We start from the raw sequence: 22,946 nt of genomic DNA, 5'->3' as shown, positions 1-22,946 counted from the left end.
GTATGGCAGGACGTTTGAAGGGCAAGGTCGCGGTCGTCACCGCCGCGGGGCAGGGGATCGGCCGGGCCATCGCCGAGGCTTTCGTCGCCGAGGGCGCCACCGTCTGGGCGACCGACAAGGATGTCGCCCTGCTGGAGGGCATTCCGAAGGCGAAGAAGCGCAAGCTCGACGTGCTTTCGTCCAAGGCGGTCAATGCCTTTGCCGAGAAGGTTGGCCCCGTCGACATCCTCGTCAACGCCGCCGGCTTCGTCCATCACGGCACGGTTCTCGACACCGACGACAAGGCTTGGGACTTCTCCTTCGACCTCAACGTCAAGTCGATGCACCGCACGATCCAGGCCTTCCTGCCGGGCATGCTGGCCAAGGGCTCCGGCTCCATCGTCAATATCGCGTCCGGCGCCGGCTCGGTGCGCGGCATCCCGAACCGCTACGCCTATGGCGCGACCAAGGCGGCGGTGATCGGCCTGACCAAGGCGGTCGCGGCCGACTACATCAAGAAGGGCGTGCGCGCGAACGCGATCTGCCCGGGCACGATCCAGTCGCCCTCGCTCGACCAGCGCATCAAGGATCTCGCCCAGGCGACGAAGACGACCGAGGCCGCCGCCCGGCAGGCCTTCATCGATCGCCAGCCGATGGGCCGGCTCGGCACGGCCGAGGAGATCGCTGCGCTCGCCGTCTACCTCGCAGCGGACGAGTCGAGCTACACCACCGGCCAGATCCATCTGGCGGATGGCGGCTTCGCCCTCTGAAGCGCTTTCGGACGGAGGGCGGCCGTCGCCCTCCGTTCCCCTGACGGGTTGCCGCGAAGAGCAGCCCGCGATGCGAACCGGATAGGGAGACGTCATGCATGTCCTGATCACGGGTGCGGCCGGCATGGTCGGCCGCAGGCTGGCGGAGCGTCTGGCGCGCGAGGGCCAGTGCGCCGGCCAGGCGATCGACAGGCTGACGCTGACCGATGTGGTGGCGCCCGCGCTGCCGGCCGAGCTTGCCGATCGCGCGACGATCCGCGTCGAGGATGCCGGCGATGCCGCTGTCGCCAGGGAATTGGCGGCGCTGCGGCCGGACCTGATCTTCCATCTGGCCGCGATCATCTCCGGCGAGGCCGAGCGCGATTTCGACAAGGGCTACCGCGTCAATCTCGACGGCATGCACAACCTGCTGGAGGCGATCCGGCATGAGGGCGGCGCTGCCTATGCCCCCAAGCTCGTCTTCACCAGTTCGAGCGGCATTTTCGGCGCGCCGTTCCCCGCGTCGATCTCCGACGAGTTCCACGTCACGCCATTGACCAGCTACGGCACGCAGAAGGCGATCGGCGAATTGCTGCTGGCCGACTATTCGCGACGCGGCTTCGTCGAGGGCATCGGCATCCGCTTCCCCTCGATCGTGGTCAGGCCGGGCAAGCCCAATGCCTCGGCCGGCGGCTTCTTCTCCGGCATCATCCGCGAGCCGCTGCAGGGGCAGGAGGCGTTGCTGCCGGTCAGCGACGAGGTGCTCTTCACCCATGCGAGTCCGCGTTCCGCCGTCGGTTTCCTGATCCATGCCGCCGGCCTCTCGCGCGATGAGCTTGGCCCGCGGGTCAACCTGACCATGCCCGGCGTCTGTGTCACGGTCGGCGAGCAGATCGAGGCGCTCCGCCGCATTGCCGGCGACAAGGCAGTGAAGTTGATCAAGCGCGCGCCCGATCCGGCCTCGGCGGCGATTGTCGCGGGCTGGCCGACGCGCTTCGACGCGAAGCGCGCGCTGGCTTTGGGCTTCACCGCCGAGCGTGATTTCGACGAGATCATTCGCGTCCATATCGCCGACGATCTCGGCGGCCATCTCCCGAACTGACGAAACCTCAGAGCAAACCTTCAGGACAGATCCGATGCATATTCTCGTTCTCGGCGGCGCCGGCATGGTCGGGCGCAAGTTCATCGAGCGGCTGGCGCGTGACGGCCAGCTCGGCGGCAAGCCGGTGACCCGCGTGACGGCGCAGGACGTCGTCGTCGCCTCGCCGCCGCCGGCCGCGCCCTTCGATTTCGAGGCGGTGGTCTCCGATCTCTCGATCCACGGCGAATCCGAGAAGCTGATCGCGACGCGGCCCGAGGTGATCATCCATCTCGCGGCGGTGGTCTCGGGCGAGGCCGAGGCCGATTTCGACAAGGGCTACCGGATCAATCTCGATGGCACGCGCTATCTCTTCGAGGCGATCCGCCATGCCGAGGGCTATACCCCGCGCCTGGTCTTCACCTCCTCGGTCGCCGTGTTCGGTGCACCCTTCCACGACAAGATCGAGGACGAGTTCTTCACCACGCCATTGACCAGCTACGGCACGCAGAAGGCGATCGGCGAGCTCCTGCTCTGCGACTATTCGCGGCGCGGCTTCTTCGACGGCGTGGGCATCCGCCTGCCGACGATCTGCGTGCGGCCGGGCAAGCCGAACAAGGCGGCCTCGGGCTTCTTCTCCAACATCATCCGCGAGCCGCTGAACGGCGAGGAGGCGGTGCTGCCGGTCTCCGATCAGGTCCGCCACTGGCATGCCTCGCCACGCTCGGCGGTCGGCTTCCTGATCCACGCGGCGACGATGGATACGGCCGCGATCGGCCCGCGCCGCGCCCTGACGATGCCGGGTTATTCCTGCACGGTCGCCGAGCAGATCGAGACGCTGCGCAAGGTCGCCGGCGAGAACGTGGTCAAGCGCATCAAGCGCGTGACGGACCCGGTGATCGACGGGATCGTCGCCGGCTGGCCGCGCAATTTCGATCCGCAGCGCGCTCTGGCGCTCGGCTTCAGGTCGGAGGCGAATTTCGAGGAGATCATCCGCGTGCATATCGACGACGAGCTGCACGGGACCTTCGTGAAGTAAGACGAAACTGCACTTCCGTCATGGTCGGGCTTGTCCCGACCATCCACGTCTTCCTCGGTCAAGTCCGCGTTCAAGACGTGGATGCTCGCCACAAGGGCGAGCATGACGGTTGCAGATCTTCAGGCCGGGCAGGGCTCGGCCTGTTCCTGCTGGCGGCGAGGAGGCATGCCGAGCGCGGGCGCACCGCGCGCCGGCTCCGGTTCCAGTTCAGGCGCATGAGCCCAGCCGCTGGCGCTCCAGCTCTTGAGCGCCGCCCAGGTCGAGCGGTCGAGCCGGAACTGCTCGCAGGGGAACAGCCCGCCGCGCGCCGGCAGCGACTTCAGGAACGAGCCCTCCGACCGGAAGCCGGACTTCTCCAGCACCCGCCGCGAGGCCGGGTTGATGACGCGGGTATCGGCCTCGATCGCGGGCAGGTCGATCAGCGAGAACAGGCTGTCGATCAGGCCCTGCACGGCCTCGGTCGCGCAGCCCTTGCCCCAGTGCGGGGTGCCGAGCCAGTAGCCGATGAAGGGCACGCCCGTCGCCTGCCTGTGCGCGCTGATCATGCCGATCAACTCGTTGGGCTTCGACCGCGGGGTAATGGCCAGCGCGAGATGCTCGCCCAGCGCGTTGCCCTTGCGCATCGCGAAGATGAAGGGCTCCACCGCCTGGGGCGGGTAGGGATGGGGGATCGATGCCGTCATCTCGGCCACCGCCTTTTCACCGGCAAGGCGCAGGATGGCATTGGCATCGGCCATGCGGGGCCAACGCAGCCAGAGACGCCGGGTCTCGAGCCGGAAGACATCGTCGCGGGTCAGTTCGGGGAACATATCGTCTCTCCGTCGGCGCAAACGAAAAAGGGAGCTGGGACTTTGGTCCCATCTCCCCTTCGCTGACCTTCGGGAGACCCGTATTGGGTCTTTTAACCCTTGATCCGTTCGGTTCGATGGAACCGGCGGATCGAGAGAATTCCCTATCCGCCTTTTACTCTGCGGCCTCTTGGGCCGGAACTACGTTCACGAAAGCTCGGCCGAGTTTCGTCGTGAATCGGACTCGGCCATTCGCCGTCGCAAAGAGGGTATGGTCTTTGCCCATGCCGACATTGGCGCCGGCATGCCACTTGGTGCCGCGCTGACGGATAATGATGTTGCCCGGAATCACGGCCTGGTCGCCGAACTTCTTGACGCCGAGGCGCCTGCCTTCGGAGTCGCGACCGTTGCGGGACGAACCGCCTGCCTTTTTATGAGCCATAACGCCCTACCTCAAAACTTGTGCTGTCTCTGTAACCCGAATCGGCGGCGAAAGCCAGCCGGTTCGGGTCCGACGATCAATCTGCGCTGACGGATGCCGTCAGTAGTCCTCGCCCGAAGCCAGTTCGGCCTGGTCGGCCTTGGCGCGCGGCGGCTTGCCGGCGAGCAGCTCCTTGGCCTGCTCGACCCACTCCTCGCGGGTGGCGCGGCCACGCAGCTTGAGCTCCTCGTCCCACTTGGCGATGTCGGCCTCGGTCCAGGCGGCGATGTCGTTCCACGAGGTGATGCCGGCGGCGCGCAGCTTCTTCTCGATGGTCGGGCCGACGCCCGAGATCAGCGAGAGGTTCGAGGCGTCGAGGCCCTCGGCCGCCGCAGCAGCCTTGGCGGCCTTCGGAGCGGCCTTGCCCTTGGTCGCGGTCGAAGCGGCCTTCAGCGCCACAGCGGAGGCATCGCCCTTCTTCATCTCCGGCTTCTTGCCGCCGGTGAGGATGTCGGTGATGCGGATGACGGTCAGCTCGGCGCGGAAGCCGCGCTTGCGCTTCGAATTCTGGCGGCGGCGCTTCTTGAAGGCGATGACCTTCTCGCCACGAGCCTGCTCGACGATTTCACCGACGACGGTGATGTCGGAGAGGGCCTTGGCGTCGAGCGTGGTCTTCTCACCCTCGGTGAGCATCAGCACGGAGCCGAAAGCGACGGTGTCGCCCGGGTTGCCTTCGATCTTGGCGGCGGTGATCTTGTCGTTGGCGGCGACGCGGAACTGCTTCCCGCCGGTCTTGATGACTGCGAACATTTTGTCCTCCATGTTCGGCCCCGTCCTGTCACGGCGCTTCCGGTGGGAGCGCCTGCGGGACGGCTTTTTGGCAGTCGATTGCGTGGTCTGGCTTGCTCTTGCGACATGCGACGCAGCGCACATGCCAAAAGAGATCGGGCGCGAGTTTCCCCGCGCCGGACGGTGCTCGATAGTCGCAAGGCCGGAGCAGGTCAAGCGAAAGCGGCGGGGAAGAGTGGATTTCTCCTGCGCAGGAGGCTTGCTCCCCGGACGCGGCTTGTGTAGTAACCGCCTCGCTTCGACCGAAGGCGACCGCGGACAGGTGGCAGAGTGGTTGAATGCACCGCACTCGAAATGCGGCATACCTGCAAGGGTATCGGGGGTTCAAATCCCTCCCTGTCCGCCATTCTCTCAATTCATTGCGCTGATCTGGAACGAGAAGCGCCACCCGGCGACGTCAAGCTCGCGCTCTTCATTCCCACGCGGTCCGCAGAGTCGGTGTGCGAGGCGGGCTTGCGGCTCGCTGGATACAGCTACCGGCACGGAACGGGGTTGAACTGACCGGCCAGGTTGCGCCTTAATCGCGGCTCCCACAGCAAGGAGGCCCCCGATGCGATTGGCGCTTGCCATTATCACCCTGGCTCTCACCGGCTGCAACAGCACGCCTCAATCCCAGCATCCGACGCGGGATTACACCGTGGGCACGGCGGAGTGCTCGAAATTCGGCTGGGGTACCGCCCAGATGGCGGAATGCCTCGATCGTACCGCCGAACGCCAGTCGGCAACGGTTTCGCAAGAGCGCACAGGCGAAGCCGGCTAGATCGCGGGCGGCCTTTCGGATGTGAAGTGTCGATCCGTTGCTGTAGCCGGCAACGAATCGGCAGACGTCTTCGGCCTCCCTTTGAACCGCTGCCGATCCCGCGTGCAGCCTGAACTGTTGGTTCGTCGCAAATTCGTAAGCAGGGTTGCACGCTGCCCTCAGGCGCGGCAAAGATGGACACATGATCAGGATCTCGATTGCCGCCAGCCTGGTTGCCGTTCTGGCCGCCGGCTGTGTCTCCTCCCGGCCCCAGCCTGTCCAGCAGACTGCGGCTCCTTCCGCCAAGCGCATCGTCCGCGACGGCGGGCAGCTGGTTCTGCCGGACGGCACACGCGTCTCGCCGGATCATACCGGCGGCTTCACTCTGCCGAACGGCGATTACGTGAAGCGCGAGCGAGGGGCGCTGGTGTTGCCGACGGGCGCACGCTGCCAGCCCGACGCAAGCGGGTATATCTGCCCCTGAGGCCGAGGCGCCGGATGACGGCGCCTGCCTCGCTGCTCATTCTCTTTTCAGCCCGTTCATGACGAGCGGGCCTGCTGCTCAGGCCGCGTCGGATGTCTGCCGACGCTTCTTCGCCGTGCCCGCGCCGGAATCGTCGGTGTCGTCGAGGACGTGGTTATGGCTGCGGAAGGCCCAGATCTCCTTGGCGGCTTCCCAATGCTCGCGGTCGCGGCCCTCGGGCTGTCCGTCCTTGATCCAGAGCCCGTAGGCGATCTTCCGAATCTCGTGCTGGGTCTTGTCGTCCTGCTTCATGTCTCGCCTCCATGATCGCTCCCCGATGCGCATCGGGGAACTCTGGTTTCGGAGAGGATGACGGCCTTGCCGTGCAGGGGAACAACCGCGGGTCGGCCGGGTTGTTCCCGCGCGCGATGAAAGATCCAGCCCGGCGCGGGCGGCATGTTCAGGTCTTTGCGGTCGCCAGATCCGCTTCGCCGGGCGTTTCGGTTTTTGCTTGAACGGGACGGCGGGCATAACGCTGGGCCAGAACGGCGCAGGCGAAGAGCTGTGCCTGGTGGAACAGCATCAGCGGCAGCACGATCAGGCCGAGCGCCTCGCCGGGGAACAGAATGTTCGCCATCGGGATGCCGCTCGCCATGCTCTTCTTCGAGCCGCAGAAGACGATGGCGATCTCGTCCTCCTTGGAGAAGCCGAGGCGGCGGCTGACGAAGGTCGTGATCGCCAGCACTGCGGCGAGCAGAGCGACGTCGATGATGATGACGAGTCCGAGATCGGCGAGCGTGACCTGCGACCAGATGCCGGCGACCATGCCCTCGCTGAAGGCGGCGTAGACGACGAGCAGGATCGAGCCGCGATCGACCAGCGAGATCGGCGCCTTGTGGCGCTGCAGGAAGGGGCCGATCCAGCGGCGCAGCAACTGCCCGACCAGGAAGGGCAGCAGGAGTTGCAGGGCGATGCTCTCGACGGCACGCGTGCTGAAGCCGCCGCCTTTCGAATTGAGCAGGAGGACGACGAGCAGCGGCGTCAGCACCATCCCGAAGAGGTTGGAGACCGAGGCACTGCACAGCGCCGCCGCGACATTGCCGCGCGCGATCGAGGTGAAGGCGATCGAGGACTGCACGGTCGAGGGCAGGATGCAGACGAAGATCAGGCCGGCGATCAGTTCGGACGGCAGGAAGCCGCCGAAGATGCGCGTGAGCAGCAGGCCGAGCAGCGGGAAGAGCAGATAGGTGCTCGCGAAGACCAGCGATTGCAGGCGCCAGTGCAGCAGGCCTTCCCAGACCGCCAGCGGCGACAGCCTTGCGCCATAGAGGAAGAAGAGGAGGGCGACCGCGACGGACACGGCGTCACTGGCGATCTCGGCCCCAGTGCCATGGGCGGGGAACACGGCCGCGACCGCGACAGTGGCCATCAAGGCGATCAGATAAGGATCGATGCCGAAGCGGGCGAGGGTGCGGCGGAGCATCTGCGGTCCTTGTGATGAGATGGCGCCTTCTAAACTCTTTCACGTTCATTTTGATCTGGACTGGCGGCGATATCGGATATCATGAATCATGATGAACATCCGCCCCGATCCGAAGCCGCTCGATCCGGTCCTGCTGCAGAGCTTCCTAAAGGTCTGCGAGACGTTGAGCTTCACCGAAGCGGCGCGCCAGCTCGGCCTGCGCCAGTCCTCCGTCAGCCAGCATGTCGCGCGGCTGGAAAAGCGGCTCGGGCGGCGCCTGCTCGCGCGCGACACCCACGAGGTGCGGCCGACGCCGGACGGGGATGCGATCCTGCCCTTCGCGCGGCAGGCGCTCGAGGCGGGACAGCGGATCGAGCGTCATCTCGCTGGCTCCACCCTGCGGGGGCGTCTCAGGCTCGGGGTCTCCGAGGATTTCGCCTATACGGCATTGCCGGAGATTCTCGCCGCCTTCGCCATGCAGCATCACGCGGTCGATCTGGAGCTGACGGTGGGCCTCAGCGGGTTGCTCTACGAGCAATATGACGCGGGCGATCTCGACCTGATCTTCGCCAAGCGCCGCAAGGGCGACGCGCGCGGCGAGGTCGCCTGGCAGGAACGGCTGGTCTGGGCCGGCCGGCCGGGCACGGGACTGGCCGAGCAGCCGGTGGTGCCGCTCGTGCTCTATCCGCCGCCGAGCATCACGCGCGTTCATGCCATCGAGACGCTGGAACGAGCGGGCCGCGCCTGGCGCGTCGCCTGTACCAGCGGCAGCCTCGCGGGTCTGCGCGCGGCGACGGTGGCGGGGCTCGGCATCACCGCCCATTCGGCCCGCCTGATTCCGCAGGGGCTCGCCGAGGTCGAGCCGCGTGACGCGCTGCCGCCGCTGGGGACGATCGAATTCGTCGTGATCGGCGGGCAGTCGCATCAGGCGGCGGCGCGGGCGCTTGCCGACAGCATCCTGGCGAGCGCGGAGCGCCTCCTGCCGGAAGCGTCGCGGCGTGTCAGGCGCGGTTAGGCTTCAGATCGCCATCCTGTGGGGGAGCGTCTTCACGGTCATGTAGTGGGCGAGACCCTCGGCGCCACCTTCGCGCGCCTATCCGCTGTCCTCGACGCCGCGCGGAATGACGCTGGAGGTTCAGCGCACCAAGGTGCGCACGCGGTTCTCGATCAGCCGGACCAGCCCCAGCGCCGTCATCTCCGAGGATTTCGGGTTCGTGGCGAGCGGGCGGTTCTCGATGGTGATGTCGAGCTTGCCGAAGGCGCCGCGCGCGCTGAGCTGGTGGCCGTTGCCGCCTGCTGCAGGGTCGGCGACAAGCTCGACGCGGGTGCGGTCGAGCCCGATGCCGGCGAGCGCCGAGATCACCGCGACATTGGCGTTCTGCGGAAAGCGCGAGGCGGCCTCGCGGGCGGTGCCGGAGAAGAAGGCGGTCGCCTCGGTGATCCCGTCGAGCCCGAGCAGGCTTTCGGCCGAGGTCCCGCGCCAGGCGACCGGCGGCTTGACGATGCGGTGGATGACCTCGTCGAGCGGCAGCAGGGAGGCAGCGGCGATGCCGTCGATGCCGGCGAGGGCGCCCGGCGGGATCAGGAGCTGGCTGCCGCGGCTTTCGGCGGCGGCGATCAGGCGAGCGAGCAGGGCGTCGTCGCAGAAGGCGCTGGTCGAGGCGACGGCGAAAGCCGGAGCGTGCACGAGCGCCGCCTTACCCCAGATGCCGACAGCCTCACGCCCGGCGGCTTCGACGACGAGATCGAGATCCAGGCCGGCGAGTTCATCCGGCTCCGTGATAAGCTTCGCTCTGGCTGGGATGTCGCCGGCTGCGGCGGGGTTGCGGACGGCGACAGCGGCGATGGTGATGTCGCCGCTGCTTCGCTCCGCCAGCAACTCCGCGACACGGCGGTTGATGGCGCCCCAGCCGATCAGGGCGAGACGGAGCGGTTTGCGAGGTTGCATCGTCATGAGCCTTCCGCCGTTTGCAAGGCGAGATCGGGCAGGGGGCCGCCGTTCAGGCCTTCCAGCATGCTGAAATGGCGGCCCGCACAGATCAAGGGCGCTGGCGCCTGCGTGCGCGGCCTCGCCGGCGCTCTCGGTTTTCGAGGGGCTGCTGCGCCGCTTCGTACGCCAGCTCGCGCCGAGCGAGGCCGGGTGAGGGGCGCATGCCGGCTTCGTCTGCCGTCGTCAGCGCGAGAGAAAGCGCGCGACCGTATGACCGGCCGCTCGCCGTTGGCGGATCACGATCGATGGCCTAAGAACGGACGACGCCTCGCAGCCAAAGGAGAACGATGCCTTCCCCGCTACTGCTGATCCTCGTTCTACCCTTCGTCGGCAGCCTGGCCGTGGTCCTATTCCCGGGGGTTTCCCGCGAGCCGGCGACCTGGATTACCGGGGTTACCATGCTGGCCTGCCTCGTCGTGACCGGGGCGCTTTATCCTGATGTCAGCGGCGGAGATGCCGTCCGGGTTCAGATCGACTGGATACCGTCCCTCGGGCTTGACTTCACCCTGAGGATGGACGGTTTCGCCTGGATTTTCGCGATGCTCGTCAGCGGCATCGGGCTTCTGGTCGTTATCTATGCCCGATATTACATGTCGGCCGAGGATCCGGTCCGTCGCTTCTATATGTTCTTCCTGGCCTTCACGGGATCGATGCTGGGGGTCATCCTCTCGGGAAACCTGATCCTTCTGGTCGTGTTCTGGGAACTGACCAGCATCTTCTCATTCCTGCTGATCGGCTACTGGCACCATACCCAGCCAGCGCGCGACGGCGCCCGCATGGCCATGACCATAACCGGCATGGGCGGCCTCGCTTTGCTGGGCGGCGTGCTGATCGTCGGCCATATCGTCGGCAGCTACGACCTCGACGACGTCCTGCGGTCAGGCGACCTGATCCGTTCGCATCAGCTCTACGTCCCGGCGCTTGTGCTGATCCTCCTCGGCGCGCTCACGAAAAGCGCGCAGTTTCCCTTCCATTTCTGGCTACCCAACGCCATGGCGGCGCCGACGCCCGTCTCGGCGTTCCTGCATTCGGCCACCATGGTGAAGGCTGGCGTGTTCCTGATGGCGCGGCTGTGGCCGGTGCTCTCCGGCACGCCCGAATGGTTCATGATCCTGGGCATCGCGGGCATGGCGTCGTTCGTGCTCGGCGCCTACCTCGCCATGTTCCAGCATGACCTGAAGGGACTCCTGGCCTATTCGACGATCAGCCATCTGGGCCTGATCACGCTGCTGCTCAGCCTCGGGAGCCCGCTCGCGGCCGTGGCGGCGATTTTCCACATGCTCAACCATGCGACCTTCAAGGCGTCGCTGTTCATGGCGGCCGGGATCATCGACCACGAGACGGGCACGCGCGACCTGCGGCGGCTCTCGGGCCTGTTCCGCTACATGCCGATCACGGGCACGCTCGCCATGGTGGCAAGTGCCGCGATGGCGGGCGTTCCACTGCTGAACGGCTTCATCTCGAAGGAGATGTTCTTCGCGGAAGCCGTGGAGACCCACGCCGATTCATGGCTGGACACCGCCGCTCCCTACGCGGCCGTGCTCGGCAGCGCGCTCGCCGTCGCCTATTCCCTGCGGCTGATCCATTCGATCTTCCTGGGAGCGCCCCCCGAAAGCTTTCCCCGCGAGCCCCACGAGCCGCCGTTCTGGATGCGGTTCCCGGTGATGTTCCTGGTCATCGCCTGCCTCGTCGTCGGCATGATCCCGGCCCTGACCATCGGCTCGTTCCTCCACGTCGCCGTTTCGTCCGTGCTGGGTGCCGCCACGCCGCAATACAGCCTGGCGGTCTGGCACGGCTTCAACCTTCCGATGGCGATGAGCGTGCTCGCGCTGGCGGCCGGCGCGCTCCTGTATCTCGGCGTCGGCAATTACCTCGAGCGTTCCGAACGTCCGCCGCTTCTTGGCCGGATCCAGGGGCAACGCATCTTCGAGCGGGTGATGGTCGCGATTTCGTGGCGCGCAGCGCCGCTGGTCGAGGACATCTTCGGCACCAGGCGCCTTCAGCCGCAGATGCGCCTGCTGGTGGCGGCCGCAGTGGCCGCCGGCACCGTCCCGCTGCTCGCTTCGGGCCTCTCCTTCGGGGCCTTCGGCAACGGCACGACGGATCTCGCCTTCACGGGCCTTTGGTGCGTCGGGATGATCTGCGCCGTCGCCGCCGCCTATCAGGCCAAGTTCCACCGCCTCGCGGCACTCGCCCTGCTTGGCGGCACGGGGCTCGTGACCTGCGTGACCTTCGTCTGGCTTTCCGCGCCGGACCTTGCCGCGACCCAGCTCGTCGTCGAGATCGTGACGACCGTGCTCATCCTGCTCGGCCTGCGGTGGCTGCCCAAGCGGCTGCAGGACGTGCCGGAACCGAGCGGCTGGCTGCCGCGGCTGCGCCGCTTCCGGGACCTCACGATCGCCGTCGTTGCGGGCCTGGGAATGACGGCGGTCTCCTATGCGGTGATGACGCGCACGCCACCCGACACGATCTCGAAATTCTTCGTCGAGAAGGCCTATAGCGAAGGCGGCGGCCGCAACGTCGTCAACGTCATTCTCGTCGATTTCCGCGGTTTCGACACGCTGGGCGAGATCACGGTCCTGGGCATCGTCGCGCTGACCGTCTTCGCGCTGCTGCGGCGTTTCCGCCCCGCGCCGGACAATATCGAGCGGCCCGAACAGCAGCGCATCCAGTGGTCCTTTGACGAGGCCGAGCCGGAGGTGGAGGCCGGAGCGACCAAGGCCGAATACCTCTACCTGCCATCCGTGATCATGCAGTGGATGTTCCCGGTCGTCATCGTCCTGGCCGCCAATCTCTTCCTGCGGGGGCATGACGCCCCGGGAGGGGGCTTCGTGGCCGGCGTCGCCATGGCGGCAGGCTTCATCCTGCAATACATGGCTGCGGGCACGGTCTGGGTCGAGGACAGGCTGCGCATCCTTCCGGTCGTCTGGATCGGCGGCGGCCTGCTTCTGGCCGCGTTCACCGGGGCGGCCTCGATGCTGCTGGGAGATGCCTTCCTCACCTCGTATTTCCGGTATGTCGAGCTGCCGCTCGTCGGGAAGGTTCCCATGGCGAGTGCGACCCTGTTCGATCTCGGCGTCTTCAGCCTCGTGGTCGGGGCTACGGTGCTGATGCTGATCGCCATCGCCCACCAATCCGTCCGCCGCCTGCGCGCGGCCGCCCGTCTCGAGGAGGAGCGCCGGCGATGGAACTGACGCTTGCAATCGCCATCGGCGTTCTCACCGGATCGGGTGTCTGGCTGGTCCTGCGTCCGCGCACCTATCAGCTCGTCATCGGCCTGTCGCTGCTCTCCTATGCGGTGAACCTCTTCATCTTCAGCATGGGCCGGCTGCGCGTCGGAGCCGCTCCCGTGCTGGAATCCGGCGGCGCGGGGAATCCGGCGGATTATGCCGACCCGATTCCGCAGGCGCTCGTGCTCACGGCGATCGTGATCGGCTTCGCCACGACCGCTCTCCTTCTGGTCGTGCTGCTCGTCGCCCGCGGGCTGACGCGCAACGACCATGTCGATGGGAGGGAGCCGAGCTGATGGAGTGGACGAGGCACCTTCTCATCGTCCCGATCCTGCTTCCGCTGATCACGGGGGCCGCCCTGCTGTTGATCGACGAGCTGCGCCACACGCTGAAGGCGCTGCTCAGCCTGGCATCGACCTTGCTGCTACTCGTGACGGCGATCGCCCTGATGCGCCTGGCAGACGGAGTTCCCGGCGGAAGCGCTGCCCTGTCCTCGTCCTACGCCGTCGCCAACTGGCCCGCGCCCTTCGCCATCGTGCTGGTGCTCGACCGGCTGTCGGCGTTGATGCTCACCCTCACGGCCGTGCTGGCGGTGGCCGCCCTCGTGTTCTCGACGGCGCGCTGGGACCGGGCGGGGCCGCATTTCCACACGCTCCTGCAGTTCCTGCTCATGGGGCTCGGCGGCGCGTTCCTGACCGGGGACCTGTTCAACCTCTTCGTCTTCTTCGAGGTCACGCTGGCAGCGTCCTACGGGCTGCTGCTGCATGGTTCCGGCGCCTTCCGGGTTCGCGCCGGGCTCCACTACATCGCGATCAACCTGGCCGCATCGTTGCTCTTCCTCATCGGCGTCAGCCTGATCTACGGGACCGCCGGAACGCTGAACATGGCCGATCTCGCCGTCCGCCTGCCGAACGTGCCGGCCGAGGACCAGGCGCTGCTGCGCGCCGGCGTCGCGATCCTCGGCACCGCCTTCCTGGTCAAGGCCGGGCTGTGGCCGCTCTGCTTCTGGCTTCCTTCCGCCTATATGGCGGCAGCCGCCCCCGTTGCCGCGATCTTCGTCGTGCTGACCAAGGTCGGCACCTATGTGCTGCTGCGCCTCACGCTCCTGCTCTTCGGCCCCGAGACCGGTGATATTGCGGGCTTCGGCGGCATGGTCCTGCTGTGGGGCGGCATGGGCACGATCGCCTTTGCGACATTCGGGCTGCTCGCGTCCCAGGCGATGGGCAGGCTCGCCGGCTACAGCGTGCTGATCTCCTCGGGGACCTTGCTCGCGGCCGTCGGCATCGGCGATGCCAGGGTCGTGTCCGGAGCCCTGTTCTACCTGGTCAGCTCGACCCTCAGCGTGGCTGCCCTCTTCATGCTGATCGAACTGGTGGAGCGGGCACGCGAGCCGGCGGCGGACCTGCTGGCCGTCACCATGGAGGCGTATGGCGACGAGAGCGACAAGGGCGAGGAACACGAGGATGAGGAGGTCGGCGTGGCCATGCCGGGAGCGCTCGCCATCCTGGGCATCTCGTTCGGATGTGCCGCGCTTCTGCTCGCGGGCCTGCCGCCGCTATCGGGGTTCATCGCCAAGTTCGCGATGCTGACGGGGATGCTGAACCCGGACGGGTTGGGAGCTCCGGCCGCGATTCCAGGGCGCATCTGGCTCTTGGTCGCGCTGGTCATCCTGTCCGGCCTGGCGGCGCTTGTTGCCATGATGCGCAGCGGCATCCGGATATTCTGGGCGCCGCTCGAGGTCATCATTCCGCGCGTGCTCGTGGTGGAGGTCGCGCCGATCGTCGCGCTGCTGGCGCTCTGCATGGTCCTTGCGGTCCAGGGCGGCGCGGTGCTCAGCTATACCGACGCCGCGGCGCAGGCGCTGCATGCCCCGTCGAGCTATATTCAGAGCGTATTGGGGGCGGGGCACCCGCCGGGCGTGTCCCGATGAGCCGCGCGCTGCCCTATCCACTCCTGACCGCGGCGCTGCTGCTGATGTGGCTGCTGCTCACCTCCTTCTCGACCGGGCAGCTCCTCGTCGGTGCCGCGGTCGCGATCGGAGCCTCCCACGCGATGGCGGCGCTGCAGCCATCCAAGCCCAGACTGAGGCGCTGGCAGCTCCTTCCCAAGCTTCTGGGCATCGTGGTGCTGGACATCCTCCAGTCGAACATCGACGTTGCCAGGATCATCATCGGTGGGGACCGTCGCGGCCGGGTCGCGGGCTTCGTCGCCATACCGCTCGACCTGCGCGACAAGACCGGCCTGGCTCTGCTGTCATGCATCGTCACCAGCACGCCGGGGACGGCCTGGGTCGAGTACGCCCCGGATACCGGCGTGCTTCTGATCCATGTGCTCGACCTCGTCGACGGGGCCGACTGGGTCTCCCTGATCAAGAATCGCTATGAGGCGCTGCTCATGGAGATATTCGAATGACCGCCGCAATTCTCCTGTGGTCGGTCATGGCCGCGCAGGCGATGCTCGTCGCCGCCATGGCGTGCTACGCCTACAGGGTCATCCGGGGGCCGCGCGCGCAGGACCGGGTGCTTTGCCTCGACGCCATGTATGTCTGCGCCATGCTGCTGATCCTGACGATCGGCATCCGCACCGGCAGCGCGATCTATTTCGAGGCGGCCCTGATCATCAGCGTGCTCGGCTTCGTCTCGAGCATCGCGCTCGCCAAATTCCTCATGCGCGGCGAGGTGATCGAATGACCCCGGCCGAGAACCTGCCCGCCTGGGCAGCCCTGTTGACGGCCGTCCTGGTCCTCCTGGGCGCCGCACTGACCCTGGTCGGCGCGATCGGAACCTTGCGCTTCGGCAGCTTCTTCGAGCGGGTTCATGCGCCGACGCTCGGCACGAGCTGGGGGACCGGGGCGATCCTGCTTGCGTCGGTCGTCTGCTTCTCGGCACTGGGATCGCGGCCGATCGTGCACGAGATCATGATCGGCGTCTTCGTCACCATCACGACGCCGGTCACGCTCATGCTGCTCGCTCGCGCGGCGCTTTACCGGGATCGGGTCGAGGACGATGCAAATGTCCCCCCGCGAACCATGTTGCGGCGCCGCAGCGTGAACGCCGCAGCGCCGGAATCGGGAGACGAGCAGCCGCGCGGATGAACGCGCTCTACGCGGGCAACAGGCGACAAGCTCTCATATGACTTACTTGCCCGGGAGACCGCGTGCCGGGGCCTTGTGCGCTGTCACGGCCCCATTCGCGGCCCCAAACGAAAACGGCCTCCCGGGAGGGAGGCCGTAATCCCCAGCAGACACTGAGGGAAAATGGTGGGCGCGACAGGGATCGAACCTGTGACCCCTACGATGTCAACGTAGTGCTCTCCCGCTGAGCTACGCGCCCGTCGCCGCTGAAAGCAGCTTCCGGAAGCGTGTCCGGGCCGTGTTGACCGCGATCACGCTGCGAGTGAGGGGGGCTATAGCGGCTCGCTTCGCGGGTGGCAAGGCGTTTGCCGCATAAATTCTACAGGGGCTGTCGGCATCCACATTCGTGCGATGCCGAACGGCCTTTCAGGCGGCCAGCAGCTTCTCGACCTCGTTGACGAGCTCGCGCAGGTGGAAGGGCTTGGAGAGCACCTTCGCATCCTTCGGCGTCTGCGAATCGGGGTTGAGCGCCACGGCGGCGAAGCCGGTGATGAACATCACCTTGATGTCGGGATCGAGCTCGGTGGCGCGGCGCGCCAGCTCGATTCCATCCATCTCCGGCATGACGATATCCGTCAGCAGGAGCTCGAACGGCTCCTCGCGCAGGCGGTTATAAGCCGACAGGCCGTTATCGAAGGAGGCGACGTCGTAGCCTGCGTTCTGCAGGGCCTTGACCAGGAAGCGACGCATATCGTTATCGTCTTCCGCGAGCAGTATCTTCGTCATGGGCCTGATCTGTTCGTCCCTGAGGCCTGAGTTCGTCTAGCGTCTGGCGCCCGGCCGAGGCCGGGCCTGGAACGGTTGGGTAATCACCCGGCCGCACAGTTGGAACCATGTCCTTTCATAAGGCAACATCATGGTAAACAACGCGTGAATCCAGCACGGATTTTCCAGGGTTTCGCGACATCGCTTCAACCGTTCAGGTTTGTGTGCTTCAGTCATTTGCGATGAGCCTGTCCTCAGCCCCTTTCCCGCCCGCGCCGGACGATGTCGTCGCCGAGATCGAGCGGCCGTTCAGCCTGTACCAGCCGGCTCTCCAGGTCGTGCCGGTGGTCGTCGACGTGCCGCATGCCGGGCGCTGCTATCCCCGCCGCTTCGTCGAGGCGGCGCGCCTGCCCTTGCGCAGCCTGCGTCGCTCCGAGGACGCCTATGTCGACCGGCTGTTCGCGCAGAGCGTCTCGCTCGGCGCGCCGTTGCTGGTGGCCGAGTTCCCGCGCGCCTATCTCGATGTGAACCGCGAGCCCTACGAGCTCGATCCGCGCATGTTCGAGGGCCGGGTGCCGCCCTTCGCCAATACGCGTTCGATGCGCGTGGCGGGAGGCCTTGGCACCGTCCCCCGGATCGTCGGCGACGGGCAGGAGATCTATTTCGGGCGGATTCCGGTCCAGGAGGGGCTCGCCCGGATCGAAGAGCTCTACCGGCCCTATCATGCGGGCCTGCGCAGCCTCGTCCAGCGTACCCAAGGCGTGTTCGGCACCTGCATCCTGGTCGATGCGCATTCGATGCCCTCGGCCGGGCTCGACCGTGACGGGCTGGCGAAATCGGACATCATCCTCGGCGACCGCTTCGGCACCAGCGCGGCCGGCTACATCATCGACATCGCCGAGCAGGCCTTCACGCGGCTGGGCTTCAGCGTCACCCGCAACCGGCCCTATGCCGGCGGTTTCATCACCGAGCATTACGGGGCGCCCGCTGCGGGCGTGCATGCTTTGCAGATCGAGGTGAACCGGGCGCTCTACATGAACGAGGCGACGCTGGAGCCGCATGCCGGCTTCGGCGCGGTCGAGCAGGCAATGGCGGCGGTGATGGCCGATTGCTTCGCGCGCTGGAGCGGCTGGCTCGACGAATGGCGCGAGGCAGCCGAATAGCGGCAGCTGGTGAAGCGGGGGGCTTTCCAAGAAAAAAGGGCCGCACACTTGCGTGGCGGCCCAAGTCTAGGGAGGAAACGCCCAAGGAGGGCAATGAAGGTTTGAGGTCATCTCCCCTTCGCAGTGCACAATATGAGGGTGCGCTGCAAAACGCAAGTAAAATCAGCGGAATCACAGGTGTCATGCGATGAGCGCATGATACCGAGACGAAAAGGCGAGGTTTCCTGGATATTTCCGCATCCGGCCTCGTCTGAGATGGTCAATTTGCGGAGTCGATGCTGCAAAGCAGCAAACTGGAGTGCCTGTTCATGAGCGCAGTCGATTTCGGCGCTTTCGTCGCGGATCTGGCGACGCAGTCCGGCCGGGCGATCCTGCCCTTCTTTCGGGCGCTGCATGCGACGGAGGACAAGTCGCGGGGCGGGGTGTTCGATCCCGTGACCGAGGGCGACCGCGCCGGCGAATCGGTGATGCGCCACATGATCAAGCGGCAGTTCCCGGCGCATGGCGTGCTCGGCGAGGAATTCGGCAGCGAGAACACCGATGCCGAATATGTCTGGGTGCTCGATCCGATCGACGGCACGCGCGCCTTCATCTCCGGCATCCCGGTCTGGGGCACGCTGATCGGGCTGACGCGCAACGGCGTGCCGGTCTACGGCATGATGCACCAGCCCTTCTCGGGCGAGCGCTATTCCGGCGACGGGCGCGAGGCGCGCTATGAGGGGCCGGGCGGGCCGAAGAAGCTCAGGACCCGCCAGACCACCGATTTCGCCACGGCGACGCTGATGACGACCTCGCCCGCCCTGTTCAAGGGCGCGGAGGCGAAGGCCTTCGCCCGCGTGGAGAAGGAGGTCAGGCTCTCGCGCTATGGCTGCGATTGCTACGCCTATTGCATGCTCGCTGCCGGTCATGTCGATCTCGTGATCGAGAGCGGCCTCAAGCCCTATGACATCGTCGCGCTGATCCCGATCATCGAGGGCGCCGGCGGCGTCGTCACCTCATGGGACGGCGGCAGCGCTGCCGGGGGCGGGCGCATTCTCGCGGCCGGCAGCAAGGCGCTGCATGAGGCCGCCATGGCTCTGCTCGCCGGCTGAGCCCGGCAGGGCCTGGTCCTCGCCGGGGATGAAGGCGTCGAAGGCGGCCCAGAACTGGGCGCGGATTTCGTCGTTTTCCATCAGGATCTCGTGGCGTGCGGTCGGCAGGACCAGTGCCGAGCCGGTCTTGAGCCGCGCCGCGAAGCGCTCGATCGCCGGGGTCGAGACGACCGGGTCGCGGCCGGCGGCGATGATCAGCGTCGGCACCTTCACCTCCAGCGCGGCGGAGGGCGCGGCGAGACGAGCGATCAGGCGGAAGGCCGTCCGGATCCAGGCGACGGTGGGGTCGCCGATGCTGAGATCGCGCGCCGCGGCCGAGAGCGCGGCGTTGCGGGCGTAGCGGACAGGGTCGCTGGTCAGGCGATTGCCCTCGAAGGGCTTGGTCGCGATCGCGGTGTCGCCGCCGCCCGGCACGAAAGCCCGGCCGAAGCCGAGCCAGTAGAGCAGGCTTGCCAGGAGTTTGGCCCGGCCGGGATGCGCGATCATCGCGATGCCGAGCATCGGCGCGAGCGCGACCATGCGCGAGACCGGCAAGGCATCGGAGCGGGCGGCGTCGAGGCAGAGCGCAGCACCCATCGAATGGGAGAGGACGAAATAGGGCGGGGGCAGCTTCGCCTGCATCTCGGCCATCGCCAGCGCCAGATCGGCCTCGTAATGCCTGAGACGCCCGACATGGCCCTTGCGCGTGCGGCGGACGAAGCGTTGCGAGCCGCCCTGGCCGCGCCAGTCGAAAGAGAGGACGTGGAAGCCGCGGCGACGCAGCTCCGCGACGGTCTCGCTGTAGCGCTCGATGAACTCGGCCCGGCCCTGCACGACGACGATGGTGCCGCGCACCGGCTTCACCGTCGGGCGCCAGCTGGCGAAACGCAAGGAGGCGCCGTCGCGCGTCGTCGCAAGCCAGGTCTTGCCATGCCCGGGAACGGGATAATCCGGATCGGCGAAAAAGGCGGCCTCGGCCATCAAGTGCTCCGCATCGCGGCTGCAGTATCGAACGCGGCCGCCGCATGCCCGATATCCTGCACCGGATATCCTGCGAAAACATGTCGGTGCGCTTAAAAAGAAATGCGAGGGCTGATTTCGCGGCCCGAAAGAACGGCTCTTGAAAAGCTCGGGCGCCTCCCCAGATCAGGTCTGCGCAGGCCGGAACCGGCTGCGCGAAAGCAACCTAGGTCCGCGCTCAGGCGAGGCGGACCGACTCCATTGTCGCTTCTTCGGAGGACATATCATGCGTCATTTCGACCTTTCCCCGCTCTATCGCTCGACCGTCGGCTTCGACCGTCTGTTCAATCTCCTCGACCAGGCGACGAGCAACGAAGCCGCCCCGAGCTACCCGCCCTATAATATCGAGCGGACCGCCGAGAACGCCTACCGCATCACCATCGCGGTCGCAGGTTTCGGCGAGGGCGACCTCTCCATCGAATCCAAGGAAAACGCGCTGACCGTCAAGGGCGAGAAGCAGCTCGTCGAGGGCGCCGAGAAGCGCGAGGTCCTGCATCAGGGCATCGCCGCGCGCGCCTTCGAGCGTCGCTTCCAGCTTGCCGATTATGTGCAGGTGACCGGCGCCAGCCTGGAGAACGGCCTGCTGCATATCGACCTCGTGCGCGAGATCCCCGAGGCCAAGAAGCCGCGCCAGATCGCGATCGGCACCGGCGGTTCGGCCAAGGTCCTCGAGGCCAAGGTCGCTAAGGCTGCGTAACCAGCGTCCAGCTTTCGATGCAAGCGAAAGGCTCCCGGAAACGGGAGCCTTTTTTGTTGGCCGGTCAGTTCATCGGCGCGACGGGGGCGATCGACGTCTCAGGTTTGGGCGTCGATGGCGTCGGGTCGTTCTGCTGCACCGGCGGGATAGCCGGAGCCTCGGGCGCGGGCGCAGCTGTCGAGAGCGGCGGCTTGCGGTCGGTGCCTTCGGTATTCCGCACATCGCTGGGATTGACGAGCTTCGGCTTGTCGGCGCCGGTCTCCGGATCGGTCGTGCCGGGGGATGGCTCCGCCGGCTTGGCGGGCTGCGGCGGCACGGCGGTTGCCGGAGCGCTGGCTTCGGCCGGTGCGGTTTCCGCAGGCTTCGCCGGTTCGGGTGCCGGCGGCGCGGCAGGGGAGGGCGGTGAGGTGGTTGCGGGCGCGCTCGCTTCTGCCGGCGGCGTTTCCGCTGGCTGGACAGCTTCGGGTGCTGGCGGTGCGGCCGGCGAGGGCATCACGGTTGTCGCCGGAGCGCTGGCTTCCGCCGGGCCCTTCAGTTCGGCCGGGCGTTCGGGCGGCTGGGGCACGAGGCGCTGGCGCGGCGGAGCGTGCTCCTCGCGCGGATCGGCGCGGGCGACGCTGGGAGCAGCCGGCTGCCCGCGCAGGGGAATGCGGCGGATCAAGTCGCCGGCATAGGCGTCGAGGATCAGGCGTTGGCGCTGGCCACCGGCGGTGACGCCGTCGACGATATAAGTGTCGTTGCGCCGGATCGAACGCTCGATCCGGACGAGCCCGTAACGGCGGGCGGCGATGCCATTGACCGAATAGGCGGAGACGGCAGCCGGAGCACGCGGCACTGCAACCGGTGGGCGCGGGGCGTATCCGTAATCATAACGATAGCCGTAGCCATAGGCCGGGTAGGGATCGTACCCGTCGTCATAATAGTAGTACTGCGCGCTGGCGGCGCCCGCCATGCCGGCCATTGCGCCGGCCACGACCAGGCCCATCAGCGCGATGCGCCCCGGTGCGGTCGAACGATCTGCCATGCCAAATTCCCTTAACGAATGACTATTCGACACTTAGTCTTGTTAGGGATTGCGGCGGGCGTGGGGCTGGAAACGCGGCGCAAATACGCCCGATCAGCCAGCGATCGCGGCGATCAGAGCCTCGACATGCTCCGCTTCCGTCGCAAAGGACATGACGAAGCGGCCGACGACCTCGCCCTCCTTGAGCGGCGCTTCCGGCGGCAGCGAGCGCGCGGACCAGTCGTAATAGCCGATGCCGGCGGCCTTCAGGCGCTCCTGCACGGCGGGCGACAGAACCAGGAAGACCTCGTTCGCCTGACAGGGCCAGGCGAGGCGCGCCTCGCCCCCTTGCGCGACCGAATCCGCCAGGCGTTTGGCCCGGGCATTGGCGTGGCGGGCGAGGTCGAGCCAGTGATCGTCGGCAAGCAGGCCTTCGAACTGGGCGCCGAGCACGCGGCCCTTCGAGAGCGTCTGGCCGGCGCGCTTGCGTCGCCATTTCATTTCCTCGGCCTCTGCCGGGTCGAAGAAGATCACGGCTTCGGCCGCCAGCGCGCCGTTCTTGGTGCCGCCGAAGGAGAGCACGTCGACGCCGGCCTTCCAGGTGATCTCGGCCGGCGTGCAGTCGAGCGTGACCAGCGCATTGGCGAAGCGGGCGCCGTCCATGTGGAGCTTCAGGCCGCGCGGCGTCACCGCCTCCTTCAGGGCGCGCACCTCGGCCGGCGTGTAGATGGTGCCGCATTCGGTCGCCTGCGTGATCGTCAGCGCCTGGGCCTGGACCTGGTGGAAATCGCCGGCGCGCAGATGCGAGAGCGCCTTCGTCACCGCTTCCGGCGTCAGCTTGGCGCCGGTGCCGGGCAGGTCGACCAGCTTGGCGCCGTTGGTGAAGAACTCCGGCGCGCCGCATTCGTCCTCGACGACATGCGCCTCCTCGTGGGTGAGGATCGCGCCCCAGGGCTTGACGATGCTGGCGAGCGCGAGCGCATTCGCCGCCGTGCCGGTCAGGACGAGGAAGACCGCGACCTCGCGCTCGAAGATCGCGGCGAAGCGCTCCTCGACGCGCTGCGTCCAGTCATCCTTGCCATAGGGGGAGGCGGCGCCGGCATTGGCAGCGGCGAGAGCGGCCATGACGCGGGGGCTGGCGGCGGCGGTGTTGTCGCTGAAGAAATCCATGGTTTGAGGGTTAGGCGGATGGCGCTTTCCTGCCAAGCGGCACCGGCGGAGAGGGGGCTTGCGCGCTGCGCCGGACGGATTTGCGCGAACGCTTCAAAAACAAGAACCGGGTTGCCTGACTCAGGCTTTCGTTCCGGAAATGTCTAGTACGGATTCGATTTTGCAATAAAATTTCGCTGCAGCGCGAAATCGGCGCTT

General features: G+C 66.9%; 25 protein-coding genes and 2 tRNA genes. 16 read left to right on the top strand and 11 right to left on the bottom strand.

Annotated features, from left to right (window positions below; translation table 11 throughout):
* Positions 1-2: 2 nt before the first annotated feature.
* The 3 genes from ASE61_RS20830 (at position 3) to denD (ASE61_RS20820) (ending at position 2,845) form a co-directional block, all read left to right on the top strand.
* Positions 3-749: an SDR family oxidoreductase gene (locus ASE61_RS20830; protein ID WP_061970123.1), complete on the top strand. Its 747-nt coding sequence runs from the start codon at positions 3-5 to the stop codon at positions 747-749.
* 94 nt (positions 750-843) lie between these two features.
* Positions 844-1,830 (top strand): D-erythronate dehydrogenase, encoded by a 987-nt coding sequence (gene denD, locus ASE61_RS20825; protein ID WP_061970122.1) that lies wholly within the window; start codon positions 844-846, stop codon positions 1,828-1,830.
* Positions 1,831-1,864: 34 nt separating this feature from the next.
* On the top strand, positions 1,865-2,845 hold the full coding sequence (gene denD / locus ASE61_RS20820) for a D-erythronate dehydrogenase (RefSeq protein ID WP_061970120.1): 981 nt from the start codon (positions 1,865-1,867) through the stop codon (positions 2,843-2,845).
* A 119-nt stretch (positions 2,846-2,964) separates the two neighbouring features.
* Here denD (ASE61_RS20820) and ASE61_RS20815 read toward each other — a convergent pair whose 3' ends face one another.
* The 3 genes from ASE61_RS20815 to ASE61_RS20805 form a co-directional block, all read right to left on the bottom strand.
* Positions 2,965-3,654 (bottom strand): GNAT family N-acetyltransferase, encoded by a 690-nt coding sequence (locus tag ASE61_RS20815; protein WP_082617588.1) that lies wholly within the window; start codon positions 3,652-3,654, stop codon positions 2,965-2,967.
* Between the two features lie 154 nt (positions 3,655-3,808).
* Positions 3,809-4,075 carry a 50S ribosomal protein L27 gene (gene rpmA / locus ASE61_RS20810; RefSeq protein WP_061970119.1) on the bottom strand — a complete coding sequence of 89 codons (267 nt, stop codon included), beginning with the start codon at positions 4,073-4,075 and terminating at the stop codon, positions 3,809-3,811.
* Between the two features lie 99 nt (positions 4,076-4,174).
* Positions 4,175-4,864 (bottom strand): 50S ribosomal protein L21, encoded by a 690-nt coding sequence (locus tag ASE61_RS20805; protein WP_061970318.1) that lies wholly within the window; start codon positions 4,862-4,864, stop codon positions 4,175-4,177.
* A 295-nt stretch (positions 4,865-5,159) separates the two neighbouring features.
* Here ASE61_RS20805 and ASE61_RS20800 point away from each other — a divergent pair.
* The 3 genes from ASE61_RS20800 to ASE61_RS20790 all read left to right on the top strand — a co-directional run bounded on the left by ASE61_RS20800 (position 5,160) and on the right by ASE61_RS20790 (position 6,126).
* A tRNA-Ser gene (locus ASE61_RS20800) sits at positions 5,160-5,249 on the top strand.
* Between the two features lie 204 nt (positions 5,250-5,453).
* Positions 5,454-5,663, top strand: coding sequence for a hypothetical protein (locus ASE61_RS20795; RefSeq protein ID WP_061970118.1), 210 nt, complete (start codon positions 5,454-5,456; stop codon positions 5,661-5,663).
* 181 nt (positions 5,664-5,844) lie between these two features.
* Positions 5,845-6,126, top strand: a complete 282-nt coding sequence (locus ASE61_RS20790; RefSeq protein ID WP_061970117.1) for a hypothetical protein — start codon at positions 5,845-5,847, stop codon at positions 6,124-6,126.
* A gap of 78 nt (positions 6,127-6,204) precedes the next feature.
* Here ASE61_RS20790 and ASE61_RS26650 read toward each other — a convergent pair whose 3' ends face one another.
* Positions 6,205-6,417, bottom strand: coding sequence for a DUF2934 domain-containing protein (locus ASE61_RS26650; protein ID WP_061970116.1), 213 nt, complete (start codon positions 6,415-6,417; stop codon positions 6,205-6,207).
* A gap of 148 nt (positions 6,418-6,565) precedes the next feature.
* Positions 6,566-7,588: a bile acid:sodium symporter family protein gene (locus tag ASE61_RS20780; protein ID WP_061970115.1), complete on the bottom strand. Its 1,023-nt coding sequence runs from the start codon at positions 7,586-7,588 to the stop codon at positions 6,566-6,568.
* A gap of 88 nt (positions 7,589-7,676) precedes the next feature.
* Here ASE61_RS20780 and ASE61_RS20775 point away from each other — a divergent pair, with 88 nt between their 5' ends.
* On the top strand, positions 7,677-8,582 hold the full coding sequence (locus tag ASE61_RS20775) for a LysR family transcriptional regulator (protein WP_142113307.1): 906 nt from the start codon (positions 7,677-7,679) through the stop codon (positions 8,580-8,582).
* Between the two features lie 120 nt (positions 8,583-8,702).
* Here ASE61_RS20775 and ASE61_RS20770 read toward each other — a convergent pair whose 3' ends face one another.
* The gene (locus ASE61_RS20770) at positions 8,703-9,521 is read right to left on the bottom strand and encodes an aspartate dehydrogenase (RefSeq protein WP_061970114.1); all 819 of its coding nucleotides are present in this window, start codon (positions 9,519-9,521) and stop codon (positions 8,703-8,705) included.
* A 323-nt stretch (positions 9,522-9,844) separates the two neighbouring features.
* Here ASE61_RS20770 and ASE61_RS20765 point away from each other — a divergent pair, with 323 nt between their 5' ends.
* Genes ASE61_RS20765 through mnhG form a run of 6 tightly spaced genes read left to right on the top strand, consistent with a single transcriptional unit; the run spans position 9,845 to position 15,881 of the window.
* Positions 9,845-12,751 carry a monovalent cation/H+ antiporter subunit A gene (locus ASE61_RS20765; protein ID WP_061970112.1) on the top strand — a complete coding sequence of 969 codons (2,907 nt, stop codon included), beginning with the start codon at positions 9,845-9,847 and terminating at the stop codon, positions 12,749-12,751.
* Positions 12,742-13,083, top strand: coding sequence for a Na+/H+ antiporter subunit C (locus ASE61_RS20760; protein ID WP_061970111.1), 342 nt, complete (start codon positions 12,742-12,744; stop codon positions 13,081-13,083). The genes ASE61_RS20765 and ASE61_RS20760 overlap by 10 nt, the downstream gene beginning before the upstream one ends.
* Positions 13,083-14,717 (top strand): monovalent cation/H+ antiporter subunit D, encoded by a 1,635-nt coding sequence (locus ASE61_RS20755; protein ID WP_061970109.1) that lies wholly within the window; start codon positions 13,083-13,085, stop codon positions 14,715-14,717. The genes ASE61_RS20760 and ASE61_RS20755 overlap by 1 nt, the downstream gene beginning before the upstream one ends.
* Positions 14,714-15,199 carry a Na+/H+ antiporter subunit E gene (locus ASE61_RS20750; protein ID WP_061970107.1) on the top strand — a complete coding sequence of 162 codons (486 nt, stop codon included), beginning with the start codon at positions 14,714-14,716 and terminating at the stop codon, positions 15,197-15,199. Before ASE61_RS20755 ends, ASE61_RS20750 begins: the two co-directional genes overlap by 4 nt.
* Positions 15,196-15,477 carry a K+/H+ antiporter subunit F gene (locus tag ASE61_RS20745; protein ID WP_061970106.1) on the top strand — a complete coding sequence of 94 codons (282 nt, stop codon included), beginning with the start codon at positions 15,196-15,198 and terminating at the stop codon, positions 15,475-15,477. Before ASE61_RS20750 ends, ASE61_RS20745 begins: the two co-directional genes overlap by 4 nt.
* Positions 15,474-15,881, top strand: a complete 408-nt coding sequence (mnhG, locus tag ASE61_RS20740) for a monovalent cation/H(+) antiporter subunit G (protein WP_061970104.1) — start codon at positions 15,474-15,476, stop codon at positions 15,879-15,881. The genes ASE61_RS20745 and mnhG overlap by 4 nt, the downstream gene beginning before the upstream one ends.
* Before the next feature lie 163 nt (positions 15,882-16,044).
* On the opposite strand, the gene ASE61_RS20735 is transcribed toward mnhG, so the two are convergent.
* Together ASE61_RS20735 and cpdR are read right to left on the bottom strand one after the other, a co-directional pair.
* Positions 16,045-16,119 (bottom strand) — tRNA-Val (locus tag ASE61_RS20735).
* A gap of 167 nt (positions 16,120-16,286) precedes the next feature.
* Positions 16,287-16,646 (bottom strand): cell cycle two-component system response regulator CpdR, encoded by a 360-nt coding sequence (gene cpdR, locus ASE61_RS20730; RefSeq protein WP_038363805.1) that lies wholly within the window; start codon positions 16,644-16,646, stop codon positions 16,287-16,289.
* Between the two features lie 221 nt (positions 16,647-16,867).
* Between cpdR and ASE61_RS20725 the strand changes: the two genes are divergently transcribed.
* Entirely contained in the window at positions 16,868-17,788 is a 921-nt protein-coding gene (locus tag ASE61_RS20725; RefSeq protein ID WP_061970102.1) for an N-formylglutamate amidohydrolase, read from the top strand.
* A 308-nt stretch (positions 17,789-18,096) separates the two neighbouring features.
* Positions 18,097-18,879, top strand: coding sequence for a histidinol-phosphatase (hisN, locus tag ASE61_RS20720; protein ID WP_061970315.1), 783 nt, complete (start codon positions 18,097-18,099; stop codon positions 18,877-18,879).
* Here hisN and ASE61_RS20715 read toward each other — a convergent pair.
* On the bottom strand, positions 18,784-19,839 hold the full coding sequence (locus ASE61_RS20715) for an alpha/beta hydrolase (RefSeq protein WP_061970100.1): 1,056 nt from the start codon (positions 19,837-19,839) through the stop codon (positions 18,784-18,786). The two genes, hisN and ASE61_RS20715, sit on opposite strands and share 96 nt — an antisense overlap.
* Before the next feature lie 265 nt (positions 19,840-20,104).
* Between ASE61_RS20715 and ASE61_RS20710 the strand changes: the two genes are divergently transcribed.
* Positions 20,105-20,575, top strand: a complete 471-nt coding sequence (locus ASE61_RS20710) for an Hsp20 family protein (protein WP_061970098.1) — start codon at positions 20,105-20,107, stop codon at positions 20,573-20,575.
* Between the two features lie 64 nt (positions 20,576-20,639).
* Here the strand turns inward: ASE61_RS20710 and ASE61_RS20705 are convergent, their stop codons facing one another.
* Entirely contained in the window at positions 20,640-21,599 is a 960-nt protein-coding gene (locus tag ASE61_RS20705) for a hypothetical protein (protein ID WP_061970097.1), read from the bottom strand.
* A 93-nt stretch (positions 21,600-21,692) separates the two neighbouring features.
* Positions 21,693-22,748: a threonine aldolase family protein gene (locus ASE61_RS20700; RefSeq protein ID WP_061970095.1), complete on the bottom strand. Its 1,056-nt coding sequence runs from the start codon at positions 22,746-22,748 to the stop codon at positions 21,693-21,695.
* Positions 22,749-22,946: the final 198 nt, after the last annotated feature.

This window comes from Allobosea sp. Root670, from assembly GCF_001429415.1.
Taxonomy (GTDB): Bacteria; Pseudomonadota; Alphaproteobacteria; order Rhizobiales; family Beijerinckiaceae; genus Allobosea; species Allobosea robiniae.
Note: the sequence above shows the minus strand (reverse complement) of the source record. Positions and strands in the feature narration are given on the sequence as shown.

What these genes read in the sequence shown, in the direction of transcription:
- ASE61_RS20830 (WP_061970123.1), top strand. Translation starts at nt 3, where the DNA reads ATGGCAGGACGTTTGAAGGGCAAGGTCGCGGTCGTCACCGCCGCGGGG.
- denD (WP_061970122.1), top strand. Translation starts at nt 844, where the DNA reads ATGCATGTCCTGATCACGGGTGCGGCCGGCATGGTCGGCCGCAGGCTG.
- denD (WP_061970120.1), top strand. Translation starts at nt 1,865, where the DNA reads ATGCATATTCTCGTTCTCGGCGGCGCCGGCATGGTCGGGCGCAAGTTC.
- ASE61_RS20815 (WP_082617588.1), bottom strand. Translation starts at nt 3,654, where the DNA reads ATGTTCCCCGAACTGACCCGCGACGATGTCTTCCGGCTCGAGACCCGG.
- rpmA (WP_061970119.1), bottom strand. Translation starts at nt 4,075, where the DNA reads ATGGCTCATAAAAAGGCAGGCGGTTCGTCCCGCAACGGTCGCGACTCC.
- ASE61_RS20805 (WP_061970318.1), bottom strand. Translation starts at nt 4,864, where the DNA reads ATGTTCGCAGTCATCAAGACCGGCGGGAAGCAGTTCCGCGTCGCCGCC.
- ASE61_RS20795 (WP_061970118.1), top strand. Translation starts at nt 5,454, where the DNA reads ATGCGATTGGCGCTTGCCATTATCACCCTGGCTCTCACCGGCTGCAAC.
- ASE61_RS20790 (WP_061970117.1), top strand. Translation starts at nt 5,845, where the DNA reads ATGATCAGGATCTCGATTGCCGCCAGCCTGGTTGCCGTTCTGGCCGCC.
- ASE61_RS26650 (WP_061970116.1), bottom strand. Translation starts at nt 6,417, where the DNA reads ATGAAGCAGGACGACAAGACCCAGCACGAGATTCGGAAGATCGCCTAC.
- ASE61_RS20780 (WP_061970115.1), bottom strand. Translation starts at nt 7,588, where the DNA reads ATGCTCCGCCGCACCCTCGCCCGCTTCGGCATCGATCCTTATCTGATC.
- ASE61_RS20775 (WP_142113307.1), top strand. Translation starts at nt 7,677, where the DNA reads ATGATGAACATCCGCCCCGATCCGAAGCCGCTCGATCCGGTCCTGCTG.
- ASE61_RS20770 (WP_061970114.1), bottom strand. Translation starts at nt 9,521, where the DNA reads ATGACGATGCAACCTCGCAAACCGCTCCGTCTCGCCCTGATCGGCTGG.
- ASE61_RS20765 (WP_061970112.1), top strand. Translation starts at nt 9,845, where the DNA reads ATGCCTTCCCCGCTACTGCTGATCCTCGTTCTACCCTTCGTCGGCAGC.
- ASE61_RS20760 (WP_061970111.1), top strand. Translation starts at nt 12,742, where the DNA reads ATGGAACTGACGCTTGCAATCGCCATCGGCGTTCTCACCGGATCGGGT.
- ASE61_RS20755 (WP_061970109.1), top strand. Translation starts at nt 13,083, where the DNA reads ATGGAGTGGACGAGGCACCTTCTCATCGTCCCGATCCTGCTTCCGCTG.
- ASE61_RS20750 (WP_061970107.1), top strand. Translation starts at nt 14,714, where the DNA reads ATGAGCCGCGCGCTGCCCTATCCACTCCTGACCGCGGCGCTGCTGCTG.
- ASE61_RS20745 (WP_061970106.1), top strand. Translation starts at nt 15,196, where the DNA reads ATGACCGCCGCAATTCTCCTGTGGTCGGTCATGGCCGCGCAGGCGATG.
- mnhG (WP_061970104.1), top strand. Translation starts at nt 15,474, where the DNA reads ATGACCCCGGCCGAGAACCTGCCCGCCTGGGCAGCCCTGTTGACGGCC.
- cpdR (WP_038363805.1), bottom strand. Translation starts at nt 16,646, where the DNA reads ATGACGAAGATACTGCTCGCGGAAGACGATAACGATATGCGTCGCTTC.
- ASE61_RS20725 (WP_061970102.1), top strand. Translation starts at nt 16,868, where the DNA reads ATGAGCCTGTCCTCAGCCCCTTTCCCGCCCGCGCCGGACGATGTCGTC.
- hisN (WP_061970315.1), top strand. Translation starts at nt 18,097, where the DNA reads ATGAGCGCAGTCGATTTCGGCGCTTTCGTCGCGGATCTGGCGACGCAG.
- ASE61_RS20715 (WP_061970100.1), bottom strand. Translation starts at nt 19,839, where the DNA reads ATGGCCGAGGCCGCCTTTTTCGCCGATCCGGATTATCCCGTTCCCGGG.
- ASE61_RS20710 (WP_061970098.1), top strand. Translation starts at nt 20,105, where the DNA reads ATGCGTCATTTCGACCTTTCCCCGCTCTATCGCTCGACCGTCGGCTTC.
- ASE61_RS20705 (WP_061970097.1), bottom strand. Translation starts at nt 21,599, where the DNA reads ATGGCAGATCGTTCGACCGCACCGGGGCGCATCGCGCTGATGGGCCTG.
- ASE61_RS20700 (WP_061970095.1), bottom strand. Translation starts at nt 22,748, where the DNA reads ATGGATTTCTTCAGCGACAACACCGCCGCCGCCAGCCCCCGCGTCATG.